The organism is Stenotrophomonas sp. MYb238 (genome assembly GCF_009496535.1).
Lineage (GTDB): Bacteria > Pseudomonadota > Gammaproteobacteria > Xanthomonadales > Xanthomonadaceae > Stenotrophomonas.
Genome location: NZ_WIDL01000039.1, coordinates 438 through 17,089, shown reverse-complemented (window position 1 = coordinate 17,089; position 16,652 = coordinate 438). Strand labels below are relative to the sequence as shown.

Annotated in this window: 9 protein-coding genes; 4 read left to right on the top strand and 5 right to left on the bottom strand. The window is 68.7% G+C overall.

Translation table 11 applies throughout. The features are described 5' to 3' along the window. Positions 1-275 precede the first annotated feature (275 nt). Together CQ393_RS17575 and CQ393_RS17570 are read left to right on the top strand one after the other, a co-directional pair. Positions 276-1,790: an alpha-L-fucosidase gene (locus tag CQ393_RS17575; RefSeq protein ID WP_153193563.1), complete on the top strand. Its 1,515-nt coding sequence runs from the start codon at positions 276-278 to the stop codon at positions 1,788-1,790. Next, on the top strand, positions 1,787-3,652 hold the full coding sequence (locus CQ393_RS17570; protein ID WP_153193561.1) for a beta-galactosidase family protein: 1,866 nt from the start codon (positions 1,787-1,789) through the stop codon (positions 3,650-3,652). Before CQ393_RS17575 ends, CQ393_RS17570 begins: the two co-directional genes overlap by 4 nt. Before the next feature lie 820 nt (positions 3,653-4,472). On the opposite strand, the gene CQ393_RS17565 is transcribed toward CQ393_RS17570, so the two are convergent. The 3 genes from CQ393_RS17565 to CQ393_RS17555 are packed head-to-tail and all read right to left on the bottom strand — an operon-like array spanning position 4,473 to position 8,982. Continuing rightward, the gene (locus CQ393_RS17565; RefSeq protein WP_153193559.1) at positions 4,473-6,101 is read right to left on the bottom strand and encodes a peptide-N4-asparagine amidase; all 1,629 of its coding nucleotides are present in this window, start codon (positions 6,099-6,101) and stop codon (positions 4,473-4,475) included. Continuing rightward, positions 6,098-7,555, bottom strand: a complete 1,458-nt coding sequence (locus CQ393_RS17560; RefSeq protein WP_153193557.1) for an alpha-L-fucosidase — start codon at positions 7,553-7,555, stop codon at positions 6,098-6,100. The genes CQ393_RS17565 and CQ393_RS17560 overlap by 4 nt, the downstream gene beginning before the upstream one ends. After that, positions 7,555-8,982, bottom strand: coding sequence for an alpha-L-fucosidase (locus CQ393_RS17555; RefSeq protein WP_194269712.1), 1,428 nt, complete (start codon positions 8,980-8,982; stop codon positions 7,555-7,557). Before CQ393_RS17555 ends, CQ393_RS17560 begins: the two co-directional genes overlap by 1 nt. 316 nt (positions 8,983-9,298) lie before the next feature. Here CQ393_RS17555 and CQ393_RS17550 point away from each other — a divergent pair, with 316 nt between their 5' ends. Beyond that, the gene (locus CQ393_RS17550; protein WP_153193553.1) at positions 9,299-12,268 is read left to right on the top strand and encodes a TonB-dependent receptor; all 2,970 of its coding nucleotides are present in this window, start codon (positions 9,299-9,301) and stop codon (positions 12,266-12,268) included. 440 nt (positions 12,269-12,708) lie between these two features. Next, positions 12,709-14,628: a M61 family metallopeptidase gene (locus CQ393_RS17545; protein WP_153193551.1), complete on the top strand. Its 1,920-nt coding sequence runs from the start codon at positions 12,709-12,711 to the stop codon at positions 14,626-14,628. A gap of 344 nt (positions 14,629-14,972) precedes the next feature. Here the strand turns inward: CQ393_RS17545 and CQ393_RS17540 are convergent, their stop codons facing one another. Together CQ393_RS17540 and CQ393_RS17535 are read right to left on the bottom strand one after the other, a co-directional pair. Further along, complete coding sequence (locus CQ393_RS17540; RefSeq protein ID WP_306767966.1) at positions 14,973-15,365, bottom strand: transposase; 393 nt, start codon at positions 15,363-15,365, stop codon at positions 14,973-14,975. Positions 15,366-15,536: 171 nt separating this feature from the next. Next, the gene (locus tag CQ393_RS17535) at positions 15,537-16,526 is read right to left on the bottom strand and encodes a putative porin (RefSeq protein WP_194269711.1); all 990 of its coding nucleotides are present in this window, start codon (positions 16,524-16,526) and stop codon (positions 15,537-15,539) included. Positions 16,527-16,652: the final 126 nt, after the last annotated feature.

Sequence of the window (16,652 nt, the reverse complement as noted above, 5' to 3'; positions counted from 1 at the left end):
ATAGGGGCGAAGGTGCTTGCAATCAGGCTTATGCAGACAGCCGTACCCCACCGTTCTCCTACCGGGCGCGTGGCGACGCGTTCATCATCACATCACCTGCGATTCATTGCGGCGCACTCTCATCCGCCCCTCCGTAGCACCCCGCTTCGCGCCCCGGCCCGGCGCAGGGCACCGGGCGTTCAGGCATGTGCGAGCCGGTGGCTCGCGCGCAACACGCCTTCACCCCAAGGGGAGAAGGAAAAAGCTGGCATCGCTCCATTGAGAGAAACGAAACAATGACGACCCTTCCTTCGCACTGGACCCGACGCGGCTTCCTCGGCGCAAGCACCGCCGGCCTGGCCGGCGCACTGGCCCCGGCCATCGGCAGCGCTGCCCCGACGTGCGCGCCACTACCAACCGCCGGTACCCGCCCGCGCCCCAGCGCCGCGCAGCTGGCCTGGCAGCGCGAGGAGCTGTCGATGTTCGTGCACTTCTCGGTCAACACCTTCACCGGCCGCGAGTGGGGCGACGGCAGTGAAAGCCCGCAGGTGTTCAATCCCACGGCACTGGACGCGCGGCAGTGGGCGCGCACCGCGCGCGCGTGCGGCTTCGCCAGCATGATCCTCACCGCCAAGCACCACGACGGCTTCTGCCTGTGGCCGACGAAGACCACGGCGCATTCGGTGGCGTCCAGCCCCTGGCGCGGCGGCAAGGGCGACCTGGTGCGCGAGTTCACCGATGCCTGCCGCGCCGAAGGCCTGGGCGTGGGCTTCTACCTGTCGCCGTGGGACCGCAACGCGGCCATCTACGGCGAAGGCAAGGCCTACGACGATTTCTACATCGAACAGCTCGCCGAACTGCTCACCAGCTACGGTCCGGTAGCGGAACTGTGGTTCGATGGCGCCAACGGCGAAGGGCCCGGCGGCAAGCGCCAGCAGTACGACTGGGCGCGCATCCACCGCACCGTGCGCGCGCTGCAGCCGCACGCGGTGATGTTCTCCGACGCCGGTCCGGACCTGCGCTGGATCGGCAACGAGAGCGGCAGCGCCGGCAGCACCTGCTGGGCCAGCGTCGATCCGGCGCGGGTGCCGCGGCCCGGCGCCGACGACCCGTGGACCGGCGAGGCGCTGCAGCAGGGCGATCCCCATGGCGCGGTGTGGCGCCCCGGCGAGACCGACGTGTCGATTCGCCCGGGCTGGTTCTGGCATGCCGAGCAGGATGCGCGGGTGCGCACGCCGCAGAACCTGCTGGACCTGTACTTCACCTCGGTGGGCCGCAACAGCAAGCTGCTGCTGAACGTGCCGCCGACGCCACAGGGTCTGTTCCACGACAACGACGTGCGCGCGCTGCGCGGTTTCGCGCAACTGCGCACGGCGATGCTGGCGCGCGATCTCGCCGCCGGTGCGCCGGTCACGGCCAGCAGCAACGGCGCCACCGCCGCGCACGCGACCGATGGCGACCGCGACAGCTTCTGGATGCCGGCCGGCGGCGCGCGCGAGGGCTGGCTGGAACTGGCCCTGCCCGCGGACGCGGCGTTCGACGTGATCCGCCTGGAGGAAGCCATCGCCCACGGCCAGCACGTCAGCAACTACCGCATCGATGCCTGGCGCGACGGCTGCTGGCAGCCGCTGGCCTGGGGCACGACGATCGGCCACTGCAAGCTCGACCGCGTGCCGCCCACCCGCACGCCGCGCCTGCGCGTGGCGATCGAACACGCCTACGACGTGCCGCGCATCGCCCGCGTCGGCCTTTACCGCAGCGCTGGCGGCGACTGGAGCCGCCCGGACCACCACGGAGACACCGACGCATGATCGACCGCCGCCAGTTCCTGCATGCCGGCATGCTCGGCCTCACCGCGCTGTCGCTGCCGCCCACGGCGCTGGGCGCGCCGCCCGGCCGCGGTGGCACCGCCGCGTTCGGCTGGCAGGGCGAGCGTTTCCTGCTGCACGGCAAACCATTCGTGATCCGCGGCGGCGAGATGCACATCGGCCGCGTCCCGCGCGCGCACTGGCGCGCGCGCCTGCGCATGCTCAAGGCCATGGGCCTGAACACGGTCGGCACCTACCTGTTCTGGAACCTGCACGAGCCGCGCCCCGGCCGCTTCGACTTCGGGGGCCAGAACGACATCGCCGCGTTCGTGCGCATCGCCCAGGAGGAAGGCGTGTGGGTGATCCTGCGGCCCGGCCCCTACGCCTGCGCCGAATGGGAATTCGGCGGCTTCCCGGCGTGGCTGCTGAAGACCCCGGACCTGCGCGTGCGCACCAGCGACCCACGCTTCGTCGCCGCCGCCACACGCTACCTGAAGGCGGTCGGCGAACAGCTGGCGCCGCTGCAGATCCACCGTGGCGGGCCGATTCTGATGACGCAGGTGGAGAACGAATACGGCTCCTTCGGCAGCGACCATGGCTACATGGCCAGCATCCGCGAGGCGCTGCGCGCGGCCGGCTTCGATGGCCTGCTGTATACCGCCGACGGTCCCACCGAGCGCATGCTCGACGGCGGCACCCTGCCCGACGTGCTGGCGATGGTGAACTTCGGCGACGATGCCGCCGGCAGCTTCGCCGCCTTCGCCCGGCATCGCCAAGGCGTGCCGCGCATGGCTGGCGAGTTTTACCCGGGCTGGTTCGACCACTGGGGCGAACGGCACCACACCGCCGGCGATCCGGCGCTGGTCGCGCGCAACCTGCAATGGATGCTGGAGCGCGACATCTCCTTCAGCCTGTACATGTTCCATGGCGGCACCACCTTCGGCTTCATGAACGGCGCCAACGACAGCGCCAGCGAGCCGTACCAGCCGGACACCAGCAGCTACGACTACGGCGCGCCGCTGGACGAGGCCGGCCGCCCGACGCCGGCGTTCCATGCGCTGCGCGGACTGATCGGCCGCTACCTGCCGGCCGGCGAAACCCTGCCGGCGGTGCCGCCGTCGCCGCCGATGATCGCCATCGCGCCGGTGACGCTGGACCAGTCGGCGCCGATGCATTCGCTGCTGGGCGAACCGGTGCGCGCGGTGCGCCCGCTGACGATGGAGGAACTGGACCAGGCCTACGGCTTCGTCTGGTACCGCGCGCGCCTGCCCGCCGCCGGCAAGGGCGCGCTGCAGGTCGGCGACGTGCGCGACATGGCGCTGCTCTACCAGGATGGCCGCCGCATCGGCACGCTGGACCGCCGCCGCGGCGACACCTCGGTGGAACTGGAAGTGCAGGCCGACGTGCCGCTGGACCTGCTGGTGGAGAACCTGGGCCGCATCAACTACGGCCCGCGCATGGTCGACGAGCGCAAGGGCCTGCTCGGCCCGGCGCGCTTCGCCGGCAAGCCGGTGCTGGACTGGGAGATGCACCCGCTGCCGCTGGACAATCTCTCGGCGCTGCCCTTCACCGCCGGCGTGCAGCCGGCCCCGGCATTCCATCGCGGCCGCTTCGTGCTGGACGCGCTGGGCGACAGTTTCATCGACATGCGCGGCTGGGGCCGTGGGCATGTGTGGATCAACGGCCACCACCTGGGCCGCCACTGGCACATCGGCCCGCAGCAGACGCTGCTGGTGCCGGCGCAGTGGCTGCGGCGCGGGGAGAACGAGGTGGTGGTGCTGGAGCTGGAGAGCGATGCGCCGCCGTTGTGGGTGCAGGGCTTGGTGGATCCGGTGTTCGATACGCCGGGTGTGGCGGAAGGCTGATCCGCGGCAGGCTTGGTTGCCGTCGCCGTGACTTTGCTTTTGCTTCTGGGCTTTTGATTTCCGGGTCCCCTTCCGTAGCGACGGAGCCGAAGGACAAGACCCCGCAGGGGCGACGTGCATGGATGCACGTCGTTTTTCGACACGACAGGGATGTCGTGTCGAAAAATCCTGGCGGCGGAGTGGACCCGGAGTGCCGCAGGCACGGAGGGCGCGGAGGCAGGGGCGTGTTTCTTTTGGCTACCTTTTCTTTGCACGAGCAAAGAAAAGTAGCTCGCGCCCCGAAGGGGAGCGAAAGCTCTTGATCCTGCTGCTGCCCTTGCTCGGGTCTCTGCGGGATCGACAGAGCGAACGATCTGGGCACCTGTGTCAAAAGCGATAGCCATAAGGCCGGTAGGCCGAGCCAGAAGCAAGGCAAGAAGAGAGAGCTTTAGAGCAGAGCTTTCGCCCCTGCTTCGCAGGAGCGAGTTACTTCTCTTTGCTCGTGCAAAGAGAAGTAACCAAGAGAAACACGCCCCTGCCTACGCGCCCACGGCGCTGCGTGCCGCGGGTCCACTCCGCCGGCGGGATTTTTCTACGCGACATCCCTGTCGCGTAGAAAAACGGCGTGCATCCATGCACGCCGCCCTTCGGGTTTTTCCCGCCGGCTCCGTCGCTGCGGAAGGGGACCCCGGAAGTCAAAAGCAGAGCAAGATCACGGGCAACCGCAACCGCAACCGCAACCGCAACCGCAACCGCAACCGCAACCGCAACCGCAGAGCAAGCACAGAGCAAGCACAGAGCAACCGCAAGCAGAGCAAGCTCCGCTCTACGGGTGGGGGCGTCACGGCGACGCCTTGCAACCGCTCTCGTCCTCGACGAAATACCCATTGACGCTGGCGATGCTGCGCTGCTGACAACCACCGTCGTCCTCGCGCCGCCACACCTGCCGCGAACGCGCCGTGGCGTTGCGCTGCTCGCGCGGCACGTCGCTGGTGTACGACGCCGTGCCGGTGAAACGATCGCGCGTGAGCGAACTGCGGGTGCCCGCCGCCGAGGCTTCGGTCCGCTTCGCATCGTCGTGGATGTCCAGCGTCGTGGTCAGGCGCGGCTTGCCGTCCACCTTGGCCGTGACCAGTGCGCCGTCCAGGCCGAAGCGCTGGTCCAGGGTCTCGGTGGCGGCGCTGCCGCCCTTCGGGATGCGGGTGAGGGTCTGCAGGTCGCGCCATTCGGCCAGCAGGTGGTCGTCGCCGTCTTCGTCCTGGGTCCAGCGGTGGTGCAGGTCGCCTTCCAGCGAACGTTCCACCGTGGTCTGCACGGTGCCGCGCGAGCCCTTCACCTCGCCGCGGGCGACGAAGCGGCGCTGCCAGCGGTACAGCATGCGCTGCTGCTGCGGATCGCCCGCGTCCAGGTCGCCGTCGCGGGCTACCTCGCCCAGCTCGGCCTGCAGCAGCCGCGCCTGCACGCGCTGTCCCTTGGGGTCGCGCCAGACCTGTACGTTGGGCATCAGCTTCCAGCCCTCGCGCCCGGATTCCAGGCCGAGCACGCGGAAGCGGATCTCGTGCGGCCGGCCGTCGTTGAGCAGGCCGATGAACGGCGTCAGTTCGTAGCGGATCGGGGCGATGTCGAAGGTGCGCGGGGCGGGGATCGCATACCACAGGAACGGATTGGACCAGCCGCCGGTGTAGATGTGCGGATAGGGCGCGGCGATGCCGGCGACGCGGCCATCCACCAGCACCTGCACTTCGCGGTACGGCCCCTGGCTGGCGTGGCACCAGTAGCCGTCGGCGGTGGTGGCGAAGTACCAGAACTCCTCGCAGCCGCCGCCCGAACCGGTGGCGTAGACCTCGGCCAGCAGGCGTTCGGTGTCGGGCGCGAGGGTGAGGTTGCCGGCGGTGTCCTGGCCGTCCTCGTGCAGCGCGTCCAGCGCCAGCACCTGGTCGGCGGTGTCCGCCGCCGGATGCGTGGCGTCGGCGGGATGGAAGCGCAGCTGCAGGCGCATGTCGAACACGCCGGTGTAGGTCTCGTTGACCACGTTGCCGATATGCAGCTCCACCGGTTGCGGCGTGGCCAGCAGCGGCGCGTAGGCGCTCACGTCCTTCTCCACGTGCCAGGCGATGCCGTCGCGCGAAGGTTCGGGCGTGCTGGTGCGGAACACCGTCACCCCGCCGATGGCGACGTGGCCGATGCGGTCGTACTGGCGTCCCTTCACCTCGCCGTCGATGCGCAGCACCACCTTGCTCCACGGGCCGGGACAGGCACGCACGGCGTCGAGCGTGACGCGCGCCGGCTCGAAGCTGGTGAAGCCATGGCGCAGCACCTCGACGGTGCAGGCCGGCAGGCCATCGGTGGCCGGCGGTGGAGTGGCGGTGCGCGGGTCGTCGTGGTCGCTGCCGAACTGCGCCGGCGGCGCGGCCGCCAGCGCCGGCACGGCCAATCCGGCGAGCGCGGCCAGGGCGAGGATGCGGCTCATTGCATGGCCTCCGCGGCGCCGGGCAGGCGGATCGCCCAGGCGTAGGCATCGGCCGTCGCGGCGCGCACGGCGGCGGGAATCTTCACCACGGTTCTGTCTCCTTCGCGGTGCCATTGCAGTGCCGCGTCACTGCCCAGCACGCGCAGCGTCGCGCCTGCGCGCGGTGCCGGGCCGGGAATATGCAGGTGCGCCGGCAGCCGCGTCTCGGCGGCGTCCGGCAGGTAGAGGGCGTACATGTCGCCGTTCTTCAGGCGGGTGTAGCGGAACTTGCCGTCGCGGTATGGCGCCACCGCGCGGCTGGCATGGATCGCCTCGCCGTTGACGTCCATCCACGCGCCGATCTGGCGCAGCCGCCGCACCGCCTCGGCCGGCAGCTGGCCGTCGGGCTGCGGGCCGACGTTGAGCAGGTAGTTGCCGCCCTTGGCGACCACGTCCACCAGCATCTGCACCACGCTGCGCGCGGACTTGTAGTTGTCGTTCGGCGTATAGCTCCAGGAATCGCCGAGCGTCATGCACGTTTCCCACGGGTAGGGCAGCGGCTGCTCGGGAATCTTCTGCTCGGGCGTGCGGTAGTTCTCGTAGCGGCCGCCGACCGCGCGGTCCACCACGATCAGCCCCGGCTGGTTGCGCCGCGCCATCGCCGCCATGCCCGGCATGTCGATGTCCTGCGGCCACGGCACGCCGGCGGTGCCGTTGGCGATGTCGCCCAAGGTGTCGCCGGGGCGCACCCAGCCACCGTCCAGCCACAGGATGTCGATGCGGCCGTAGTCGCGGGTCAGTTCATCGACCTGCGCATGGGTGTAGTCGACGAAGCGCTGCCAGCGTTCGGGATGTTTGCGGGTGTCGTAGTTGACGTGGCGGTTGGGCGTGGCGAAGCGCCGCCACCAGTAGTCGTCGCTGTGCCAGTCCGGCTTGGAGAAATAGGCGCCGATGCCGAAGCCGGCATCGCGGAAGCTGTCGAACACCTGCCTGGCGATGTTGGCGCGCGGGTCGCCGTGGAACGGCACGTTGGGCGCGGTGATGCGGTAGTCGCTCTGCCTGGTGTCGAACATGGCGAAGCCGTCGTGGTGCTTGGTGGTGAACACCACGTACTTGGTGCCCGCGACCTTGGCCACCTGCGCCCAGGCGGCCGGGTCGAACCTGACCGGGTTGAAAGTGTCGGGCAGGTGCTCGTACTGCTTCACGTAGTCGGTGTAGGCCACGCCTTCGGGGCGCCTGCACCAGTCCACGTCTTCCGAACAGATCGACCAGGATTCGACCACACCCCACTGGCTGTAAGGACCCCAATGCATCATGAAGCCGAACTTCCAGTCCTGCCATTGCTCCAGCCTGCGCAGCACCAGCGGGTCGGTTTCGGGCACGTAGTCGCCTGGGCTGTCGGCGTGGGCGGTGAACGCGGCGGGGAGGGCGAGCGCGCCGAGCAGCGCCAGCGCCAGGATGCGCTGCAGTGCCATCAGCCGTTGCTCTCGATGGGCCTGGATTCCTCGCGGTACAGCTTCACCGGTGCGTCCAGTTCCAGTGCGACCACGGTGATGTCGCTGTCGAAGGCGTCCTGCGGCAGGGTCAGGAACAGCAGGCCGGGCTGTCTGGCCCAGTCGTACTTGCCCAGCACCCGCGCCTGCACCGGCTGGTCGGCGCCGACCACGCGCGCGCGCAGCACCCTGCTGTCCAGGCCCTTGACCAGCACGTCGCCGTTGGGGCGGCCGTCGAGGAACAGGTACAGGGTCTTGCCGTCCTTCGACAGCGTGCTGGGGCCGGCGAAGTGGTCCGGGCCGATGCCGGCGGTGGTGCCGTAGATCGCCTCGGCGTGCTTGCCGGTCCAGCGGCCGAGTTTTTCGAGGATCTCGACCTGGCGCGGGTCAATGCTGCCGTCGGCTTTCGGGCCGATGTCCAGCAGCAGGTTGCCGCCCATGCCGATGGTCTGGGCGAAGATCTGGATGATCTGGTTCAGGCTCTTGTACTCGGTGTCGCGCGGCTGGTAGCCCCACGAGCGGTTCATGGTCAGGCACAGCTCCCAGTGGCTCTGCGCGGGCTTGAGTATCGGCAGGCCGAGTTCCGGCGTGGCGTAGTCGCCGTACGCGTTCAGGCGCGAATTGATGACCAGGCCCGGGTTGCGCGCGAGCATGTCCGCGCGCAGTTTCGCCGACTGCCATTGCCCGGCGTCGTGTTCCCAGTCGCCGTCGAACCAGATCAGGTCGGGGCGGTAGCGGTCCTGCAGCTCGGCGATCTGGCCCTGGTAGTAGCGCAGGAAACGCTGCCAGCGCTGCGGTTCGCGCGCGGGGTCGTAGCGCTTTTCCTTGCGGGTGAACACGTCGTAGTCCGGGTACGACCAGTCCGGCAGCGAGTAGTACAGGCCGACCTTCAGGTCGTCCCTGCGCAGCGCTTCGACGAGCGGGCCGACCAGGTCGCGTTTGGCCGGCGTGTCGCGCACCACGTTGATGCCCTGCGCCGAATCCCATAGCGCCACGCCGTCGTGGTGGCGGGTGGTGAGCACCGCGTAGCGCGCGCCGCTGCGCCGGATCAGGTCGGCCCAGCCCTGCGGGTCGTAGGCGCTGGCGTTGAAGCCGCGCAGCTGCTTCATGTAGTCGGCGTGGGAGATCTTGCCGTTGAAGAACGACCAGGATTCGTCGATGCCGCCCACCGCGTAGATGCCCCAGTGGACGAAGACGCCCAGCTTGGCGTCGGCGAACCATTGCAGGCGCTGCGTACGCTGCGCGGCGGTCTCGCCATGCAGGTCGGCGGCGCCGGGCGGGGTCGCACCGGGCGGAGGATCGGCCAGCGGGGCGGCCAGCGCGGACGGGGCACCACCGGTCGCGGCCAAGGCAAGCAACAGCGAGAGAGCGGTCAGGCGGGAGGGCATCGGCAGCAGCTTCTGGATCAATGGCTGGACCAATCCTAACGACATTGCTGCTGGACGCAATGTCCCGATCCTCTGACGGCCCTAAAGGGAAATGGCCCTCGCTGTCCGGGGGACAGGATCCGGGACAACGAACGGCGGCCGGCAACCGGTCCCATCTGCCGTGAAATCGTTCCCACAGCGATTCTGCGAATTGAATCGGTTTAAATAGTGATGAACATCACATTTTTACGAAAGTGTTGCGATTATGTTGGCGCCATGCACGTGCTCAGGGGGCTTCGTGCGTGCCAACAGGTTGGACCTTTGAACCGATTTCGTCTTCCCGGGAGGGGAATTAGTGATGATTCGTTCCTGCACACACCACCGCACCGCGCTGGCAGCCGCTCTGGCACTGGCACTGGGTGCTCCGTTCGTCGCCGGCGCCCAGGATGCGCCGAAGGAAAAGGCCGGCAGCACGGGCCAGGCCAAGGATCTGGACGCGATCACCGTGACCGGTTCGCGCATCAAGCGCTCCGAGGTCGAAGGCCCGGCACCGGTGACGGTCATCACCGCCGAGCAGATGAAGAAGGAAGGCTTCGCCACCGTCTATGACGCGCTGCTGACCATCACCGAAGCGATCGGTTCGGTGCAGAACGACTACGACTGGGGCCAGAGCTCGGTCAACGCCAGCCCGCTGAACCTGCGCAACCTCGGCCCCGGCCGCAGCCTGCTGCTGATCAACGGCCACCGCGTCGCCGACTACCCGATGCCCTACCAGGGCAAGAGCAACTTCGCCAACTTCAACAACATCCCGACCGGCATCGTCGAGCGCATCGAAGTGCTGACCGGATCGGCATCGGCCATCTACGGCTCCGACGCGATGGGCGGCGTGGTCAACGTCATCCTCAAGGACGACATGGACGGCCATACCGCGCGCGTGCGCTACGGCGAGGCCACCCGCGGCGGCCGCGAGAACACCGACATCGTGCTTTCCGGCGGTTTCAGCGGCGACCGCTGGAGCCTGGTCTACAACCTGCAGCACTTCGACCGCGGCGAGCTGCTGGCCGGCGACCGGCCGTTCATGGATGCCGAGGACGACAAGGACTACCGCACCTGGAACCCGGTCGAGCGGCACTACGGCATCGGCAAAGCCACGCCCTACCCGGGCCTGCGCCTGCGCGAGCCGGGCACCATCGACAACCTGCCGGGCGTGGGCAGCGTCACCCGCCTGATCGCCCCGCCGGAAGGCGCCTGCGACCAGTACGGCGACCTCTACTACAAATTCACCTACCGCGGTTACGACCGCAACACCGGCGCCGAGTCCACCGGCGGCACCATGTGCGCCCAGCGCGTGTTCCACAACTGGGCGCTGCGCACCGGCAGCGAGGACAACTCCGGCTACCTGCACGGCACCTTCGATTTCAGCGATGAAACCCAGGGCTGGGCCAGCCTGGGCGTGTGGGATTCGACCGGTCGCTTCAACACCTTCCTGGACGGCTTCACCAGCCCGAACTACTGGGACCCGCGCGCCAACAACGGCGCCGGCGCGCCGCGCAACTTCCTGAAGTTCCTGGCGCCGGAGGAAATGGGCAACCACGACGCCATCCTGACCCTGTCCAAGGAACGCGCGATCGACTTCAGCGCCGGCGTGACCGGCCGCATCGGCGACCGCTTCGACTGGGAGGCGATGGTCGGCCGTGCCACCTACGAGGTGCGGGAGAACTTCCCCACCTACAACCAGGGCAAGATGTTCGACTTCTTCATGGGCGCGCAGCAGGGCACCGCCACCAACGGCATGCCGATCTACACGCCGGACTACGACAAGCTGTGGAACCCGCTGTCGCCCGACGAGACCTCGGCCTTCCTCGGCCGCGGCAACAAGAAGGCGCGTTCGTGGTTGAACCAGGCCAGCTTCACCATCAGCGGCGACCTGTTCGAGGGCTGGGCCGGCCCGATCGGTTTCGCCGGCGTCGTGGAAGCGGCGCGCCAGGGCTACAAGCTGACGCCCGATCCCAAGACCCTGAACCCGGACGATCCGGATGGCTGGTACACCCCGTTCGGCAACATCGAGCAGGGCGGCGGAAGCCGCAACCGCTATGCGGCGGGCGTCGAGTTCAACGTGCCGCTGATGGAGACGTTGACGGCCAACGTCGCCGGCCGCTACGACAAGTACGACGCGGTACGCAGCGGCGCGGCCACGACCTACCAGCTGGGGCTGGAGTGGCGTCCGCTGGATACCCTGCTGGTGCGCGGCAGCTACGGCACCGCGTTCCGCGCGCCGGACATGCACTACGTCTACGCGCTGCCCAGCTCGGGCGTTTCCGACTTCACCGACTACGTGGCCTGCGCCGACAACGGCGGTGGCGGCGGCTATGGCTGCCCGTGGGACGGCCGCAACAACGTGCCGTTCAAGATCGAGGACGCGCGCGTCAACCGCGGCGGCACCCCGGGCCTGAAGTACGAGGAAGGCAAGTCGTACACGGTCGGCTTCGTCTGGGACGCCTTCAGCAACTTCTCGCTGTCGGCGGACTACTGGGACATCCGCATCGACAACCTGATCGACGACATCGGCGCCGACGACCTGCTCAAGGCCGAGGCCTACTGCACCCGCAGCGGCTTCACCCCGGATGGCGCCCCGCTGGCGTCGCCGCCTTCGTCGCAGTGGTGCTCGGAAGTGGCCAGCCGCATCCACCGCACGCCGGGCACGGCGGGCAGCGTGGCCGGTTCGGTCACCATCGACATCAACCCGATCAACCGCGCCGAAACCCAGGTGGCCGGCGTCGACCTGAGCGCCCGCTACCGCCTGCCCGATACCGCGATCGGCAGCTGGAGCTTCAACCTCGGCTACACCAACATGCTGACCTACAAGCAGCGTGGCCTGTCCACCGAGCCGCTGGTCAACACCCGCAAGGAACAGAACCCGCGCACCAAGATCACCGCCAGCGCGAACTGGACCTGGGAGAAGTGGAACGCGACCCTGCTGGTGTACCAGAAGTCCGGCGGCCGCGAAGTCGGCTGGGGCGGCTGCGAACCGCTGGCCGACGGCTACACCTCGCTGACCTACGTCGACGACGCCACCTGCCGCGACGAGGACCCGACCAGCGTCACCTACGGCCAGACCTCCAAGCGCCACTACGGCCATCGCGAGCCGCGCCGCTACTTCAACGGCAGCGTGGGCTACCAGATCACCGACGCGTGGAAGGTGAACCTGTACGTGTCGAACATCTTCGACAAGATCTACCGCGACAAGTGGCACGGCGACTTCGCCTACAGCGTGGACGATCCGATCGGCCGCGAAGTGGCCGCGGAAGTCATCTACAAGTTCAGGTGATCCGCCGCCGGTCCCCGTCGCCTCGACGGGGACCGGCCCTCCATCGCGGTTGCGGCGCACATGCCGCCATCGCCCCTGTTTTCCCGTCTGTCTCTCCCCCTCGCAAGAGGCCGCAGCATGGGATGTCTGGTCCGGCTCCGGCCGGACTTTTTTTTGCCCCCATGGCGGCAACTCTTCGGGCCATCGGCGAGCGATGGCGAAAACCGCTCCCGGCGGCCTTTTTTGTTTCCGCAAAGCGGAAAGCGGAGTCGGGGCTTCTCTCCTGCAGTGGATCGGCCTGCAGTGGACCGGCGAGCACAGCGTTCAACGCAGGAACCCAGCTCCGGCGCCGGCCTCCGCCTCGGCGGGACCCGGTCCATGGAAGCATGCCGAACGACCCGTGCGCCGGTGGCCGGTTCCGGCGATCATCCGTCGATCCGAAACGACGAGAGGTCTGCCGAATGCATGTAATCCGCCCCGCCATGCTGGGACTGGCGCTGATGGCCGCCATGGGCCTGGCGCATGCCGCCCCCGACGTGCCGACCACCGACGCACGCGGCGTCGCCATCAGCGAGGCGGCCTACCCGGGCACCATCGTGCTGGACGTGGACGCCACCGACCTGGGCCAGCGGGTGTTCAAGATCCGCCAGACCGTGCCGGTGCGGCCCGGCCTGCAGCGCTTCCACTATCCGGCGTGGCTGCCGGGCAACCATGCCGCCAGCGGTGCGATCGAGAAGCTGGCCGGCCTGGTGGTCACCGGCAACGGCCAGCGGTTGGAATGGACGCGCGACCCGCTCGACGTCTTCACCTTCAACGTGCAGGTACCCGAAGGCGTGGGCGAACTGCGCATGGACTACCAGTTTCTCAGCCCCACCGATGCCTCGCAGGGGCGCACGGTGATGACCCCGAACATGCTCAACCTGCAGTGGATCGCGATGGTGCTGTACCCGGCCGGCCACGCCGCGCACGCCATCACCTACCGCGCCAGCGCCCGCTACCCGCAGGGCTGGGAAGCGGCCAGCGCGCTGGAGGTCGAACGCCGCGACGGCGATACCGTGCACTACGCGCCGACCAACCTGGAGATCCTGGTGGATTCGCCGGTATTCGCCGGCCGCTACCACCGCACCATCGACCTGGCCCCGGCCGGCACCCGCCCGGTGCGGCTGAACGTGTTCGCCGACCGCGCCAAGGACCTGGAAGCCAAGCCCGAGCACATCGAGCAGCACCGCGCGCTGGTCGCGCAGGCGCGCAAGCTCTACGGTGCCGAGCACTACAACCATTACGACTTCCTGTTCGCGGTGACCAGCCAGCTCGGCGGCATCGGCCTGGAGCACCAGCGCTCCAGCGAGAACAGCGAGGACCGCGACTACTTCAGCGGCTGGGACGCCAAGGTCGGCAGCAGTGACCTGCTCGGCCACGAGTACACCCACTCCTGGGACGGCAAGTACCGCCGCCCGGCCGACCTGGCCACGCTGCACTACAACGTGCCGATGCAGGGCAGCCTGCTGTGGGTCTACGAAGGGCAGACCCAGTACTGGGGCAACGTGCTGACCACGCGCGCCGGCATCCGCCCGATGGAGGCCTCGCGCGACGCGCTGGCGCTGGTCGCGGCGACCTACGCCGACAACCGTCCCGGCCTGGAGTGGCGCGCGCTGGGCGATACCACCAACGACCCGGTGATCGCGCGCCGCAAGCCCAAGCCCTACCGCGGCTACCAGATGAGCGAGGACTACTACCAGGGTGGGCAGATGCTGTGGCTGGAGGCCGACGTGCGTATCCGCAGCCTCAGCAAGGGCAGGCGCAGCCTGGACGATTTCGCCCGCGCCTTCTTCGGCGTCAACGACGGCCAGTGGGAGCGCCCGGACACCTACACCTTCGAGGATGTCGCCGCCACGCTGGAGCAGGTGCAGCCCACCGGCGACTGGACACAGTTCCTGCGCGACCGCCTGGAGCGCCGGACCGGCCTGACCGGCGGCATCGAGGCCTCCGGCTGGAAGCTGGTCTACGGCGACAAGCCCAGCGCCTACTACAAGGCGATGATGAAGGGCCGCGGCGCCAGCTTCATCTATTCGCTGGGCATGTCGCTGGACAGCGGCGGCAAGGTGGGCGAAGTGCGCTGGGACAGCCCCGCGTTCGACGCCGGCCTGGGCAGCGGCATGCAGGTGCTGGCGGTCAACGACCTGCAGTACAGCGCCGACGAACTGGAGCAGGCGGTGCGCGCGGCCAAGGACGGCAAGCAGCCGATCCGCCTGCTGGTCAAGGAGATGGACGTCTACCGCACGCTCAGCATCGACTACCACGGCGGCCTGCGCTACCCGTCGCTGCAGCGCATCGAAGGCACCACCGACTACCTGACGCCGATCTTCACCGCCCGCAGGTAACCCTGCCTTACCCGTAGGAGCGGCTTCAGCCGCGATGGGGCTTTGCCGGGAAGGCCCTTTCGCGGCTGAAGCCGCTCCTACGAAAAAAGGCCGGGTTCGGGACAGACAACACAAGGCACTTGCGTCACCGCATGAACACGGGAATTTGCGCCAAGGCTTTCGTCTTCCGCAGAAAACACAGAACACCCGTAGGAGCGGCTTCAGCCGCGAAGGGGCCTTGCCGGCAAAGCCCCATCGCGGCTGAAGCCGCTCCTACAGGATTGCGGCGTGCTCGAGCCATACCGCATCCCAATAGGGGTAGTCGCCAATGCGTTCTACCAGCCCAGCGCGCAGGGGATTGGCGATCACATAGCGTGCGCAACGCAGGACATCCTCGTCCGAACGCAAGGCATGGTCGTGGAAGGCACGCGACCACACCGGTCCGCTTCCAGGGCGAGGTTGACCGCCCGCGCCGAGCGTCCTTTGGCGTGGCGCATCGCAGCGCCGAGGTTGCCGGTGTCCTGCAGTCGGACCAGGCCGTGCCAGTGGTCGGGCATCAATACCCAGCACAGCAGCGCCGCCCCGGGCCAGCTTTCCGGTCGTGCCAGCGAAGCGGCGGCAACACGGGCGCAGTGCCAGTGGGCGAACAGGGGCCGCCGCTCGTGCGTGGTGGTGGTCAGCAGATACAGGCCACCGGACCGGCCGTGCCTTCCCTTGCGCAAGGCATGGTGGCCGGGTGGCGTGGATGACGTGGGCATGTCCCGCAACATCGCGCGGTAATTGGCCGCGTTGTGTCGGGGAACACAGCAGTCACCCCTCGGAATCCCACGGCGCTTTCCGTAGGAGCGGCTTCAGCCGCGAACGGGGCTTTACCGGCAAAGCCTCATCGCGGCTGAAGCCGCTCCTACGCCGGGTGGCAGGCGATCAGCTCAGAAGCTGACCATCAGCGCCACGCGGAAGCGGTTGAGCCAGTCGCCGGGGTCGGCGTTGCCGGCGTATTGCGCCGACAGCGGGCGGTAGCGGTACCACAGCGCGCTCAGGGTGGTCCTGGGCCATGGCACGTAGTCCACGCCGAGGGCGTGCATGCGGTAGTTGCTGCCCAGGCCGATGTTGTCCTGCGAGAACGCGGTCAGCACCGCGTCCACTTCGGCCATCGCGTGGCCGTAGCTGACGCGCCAGTCGCCCGGCTGCTGCGCGCGGCCGAGCAGCAGGTCCACGCCGTAGCCGCTGTCGGCGTCGGTGCGCGCGGCGCTGTTCTTCACGTAGTCGCCGACGATGCGCAGCGGCCAGCGTTCGCCCAATCCGGACCAGCTGGCGCCGACGATGACGTCGTTGAGGTGGAAGCCGGACAGGTAGCTGCCGTCGGGCCGCAGCAGGTTGCTGCGCCAGTCGGTGGCGGTGGCGCCGACGGTGCTGCCGATGCTGTAGCGGTAGTGCGCGACCGAGACGTCGAAGCGCCAGTGGCCCAGCGCCGGGCTGTCGTAGCCCAGCTGCGCGCCGGCCATGGTGCTGTCGCCGCCGGTGGCCTGCTCGTCGATGACGAAGAACAGTCCGTTGGCGCGCAGCGCGCCGCCGCCGACCAGCGCGTGTTTCCAGTTGGCCGACAGGCCCTGCGGGTTGACGTCGCCGTCCCACACCAGCTCGGTGCGGGTGAACGGCTGCGGGATCTTGCCGGCGTGCAGGTCGAGTTCGCCGAAGGCCAGTTTCAGCCACGCCTGGTCGAGGCTGACCTCCAGGTCGTCGTCCCAGTTGGACAGCTGCACGTCGGTGCTGCGCGGGTCGTCCGGGTTGCCGGTGACCAGGCGCGCGCCGATGCTGACGCGGTCGTTGACCGCGAACGCGGCGGCCAGGCGGCCGCGCACCTGGCCGCTGCTGCGGTCGCGGGTGCCGCCGTTGGAGTTCTCGAACTGCGAGCGCACGCGCAGGTCGCCGCTGATCTTCAGCCGCGACGGCGCATCGCTGGCACCAATAGCCGCCTGCGTCGCCGGCGCGGTGGTGGCAACGGTGGCGGGCGCCGGTGACGCAGGCGGCTATTGGTGCCAGCG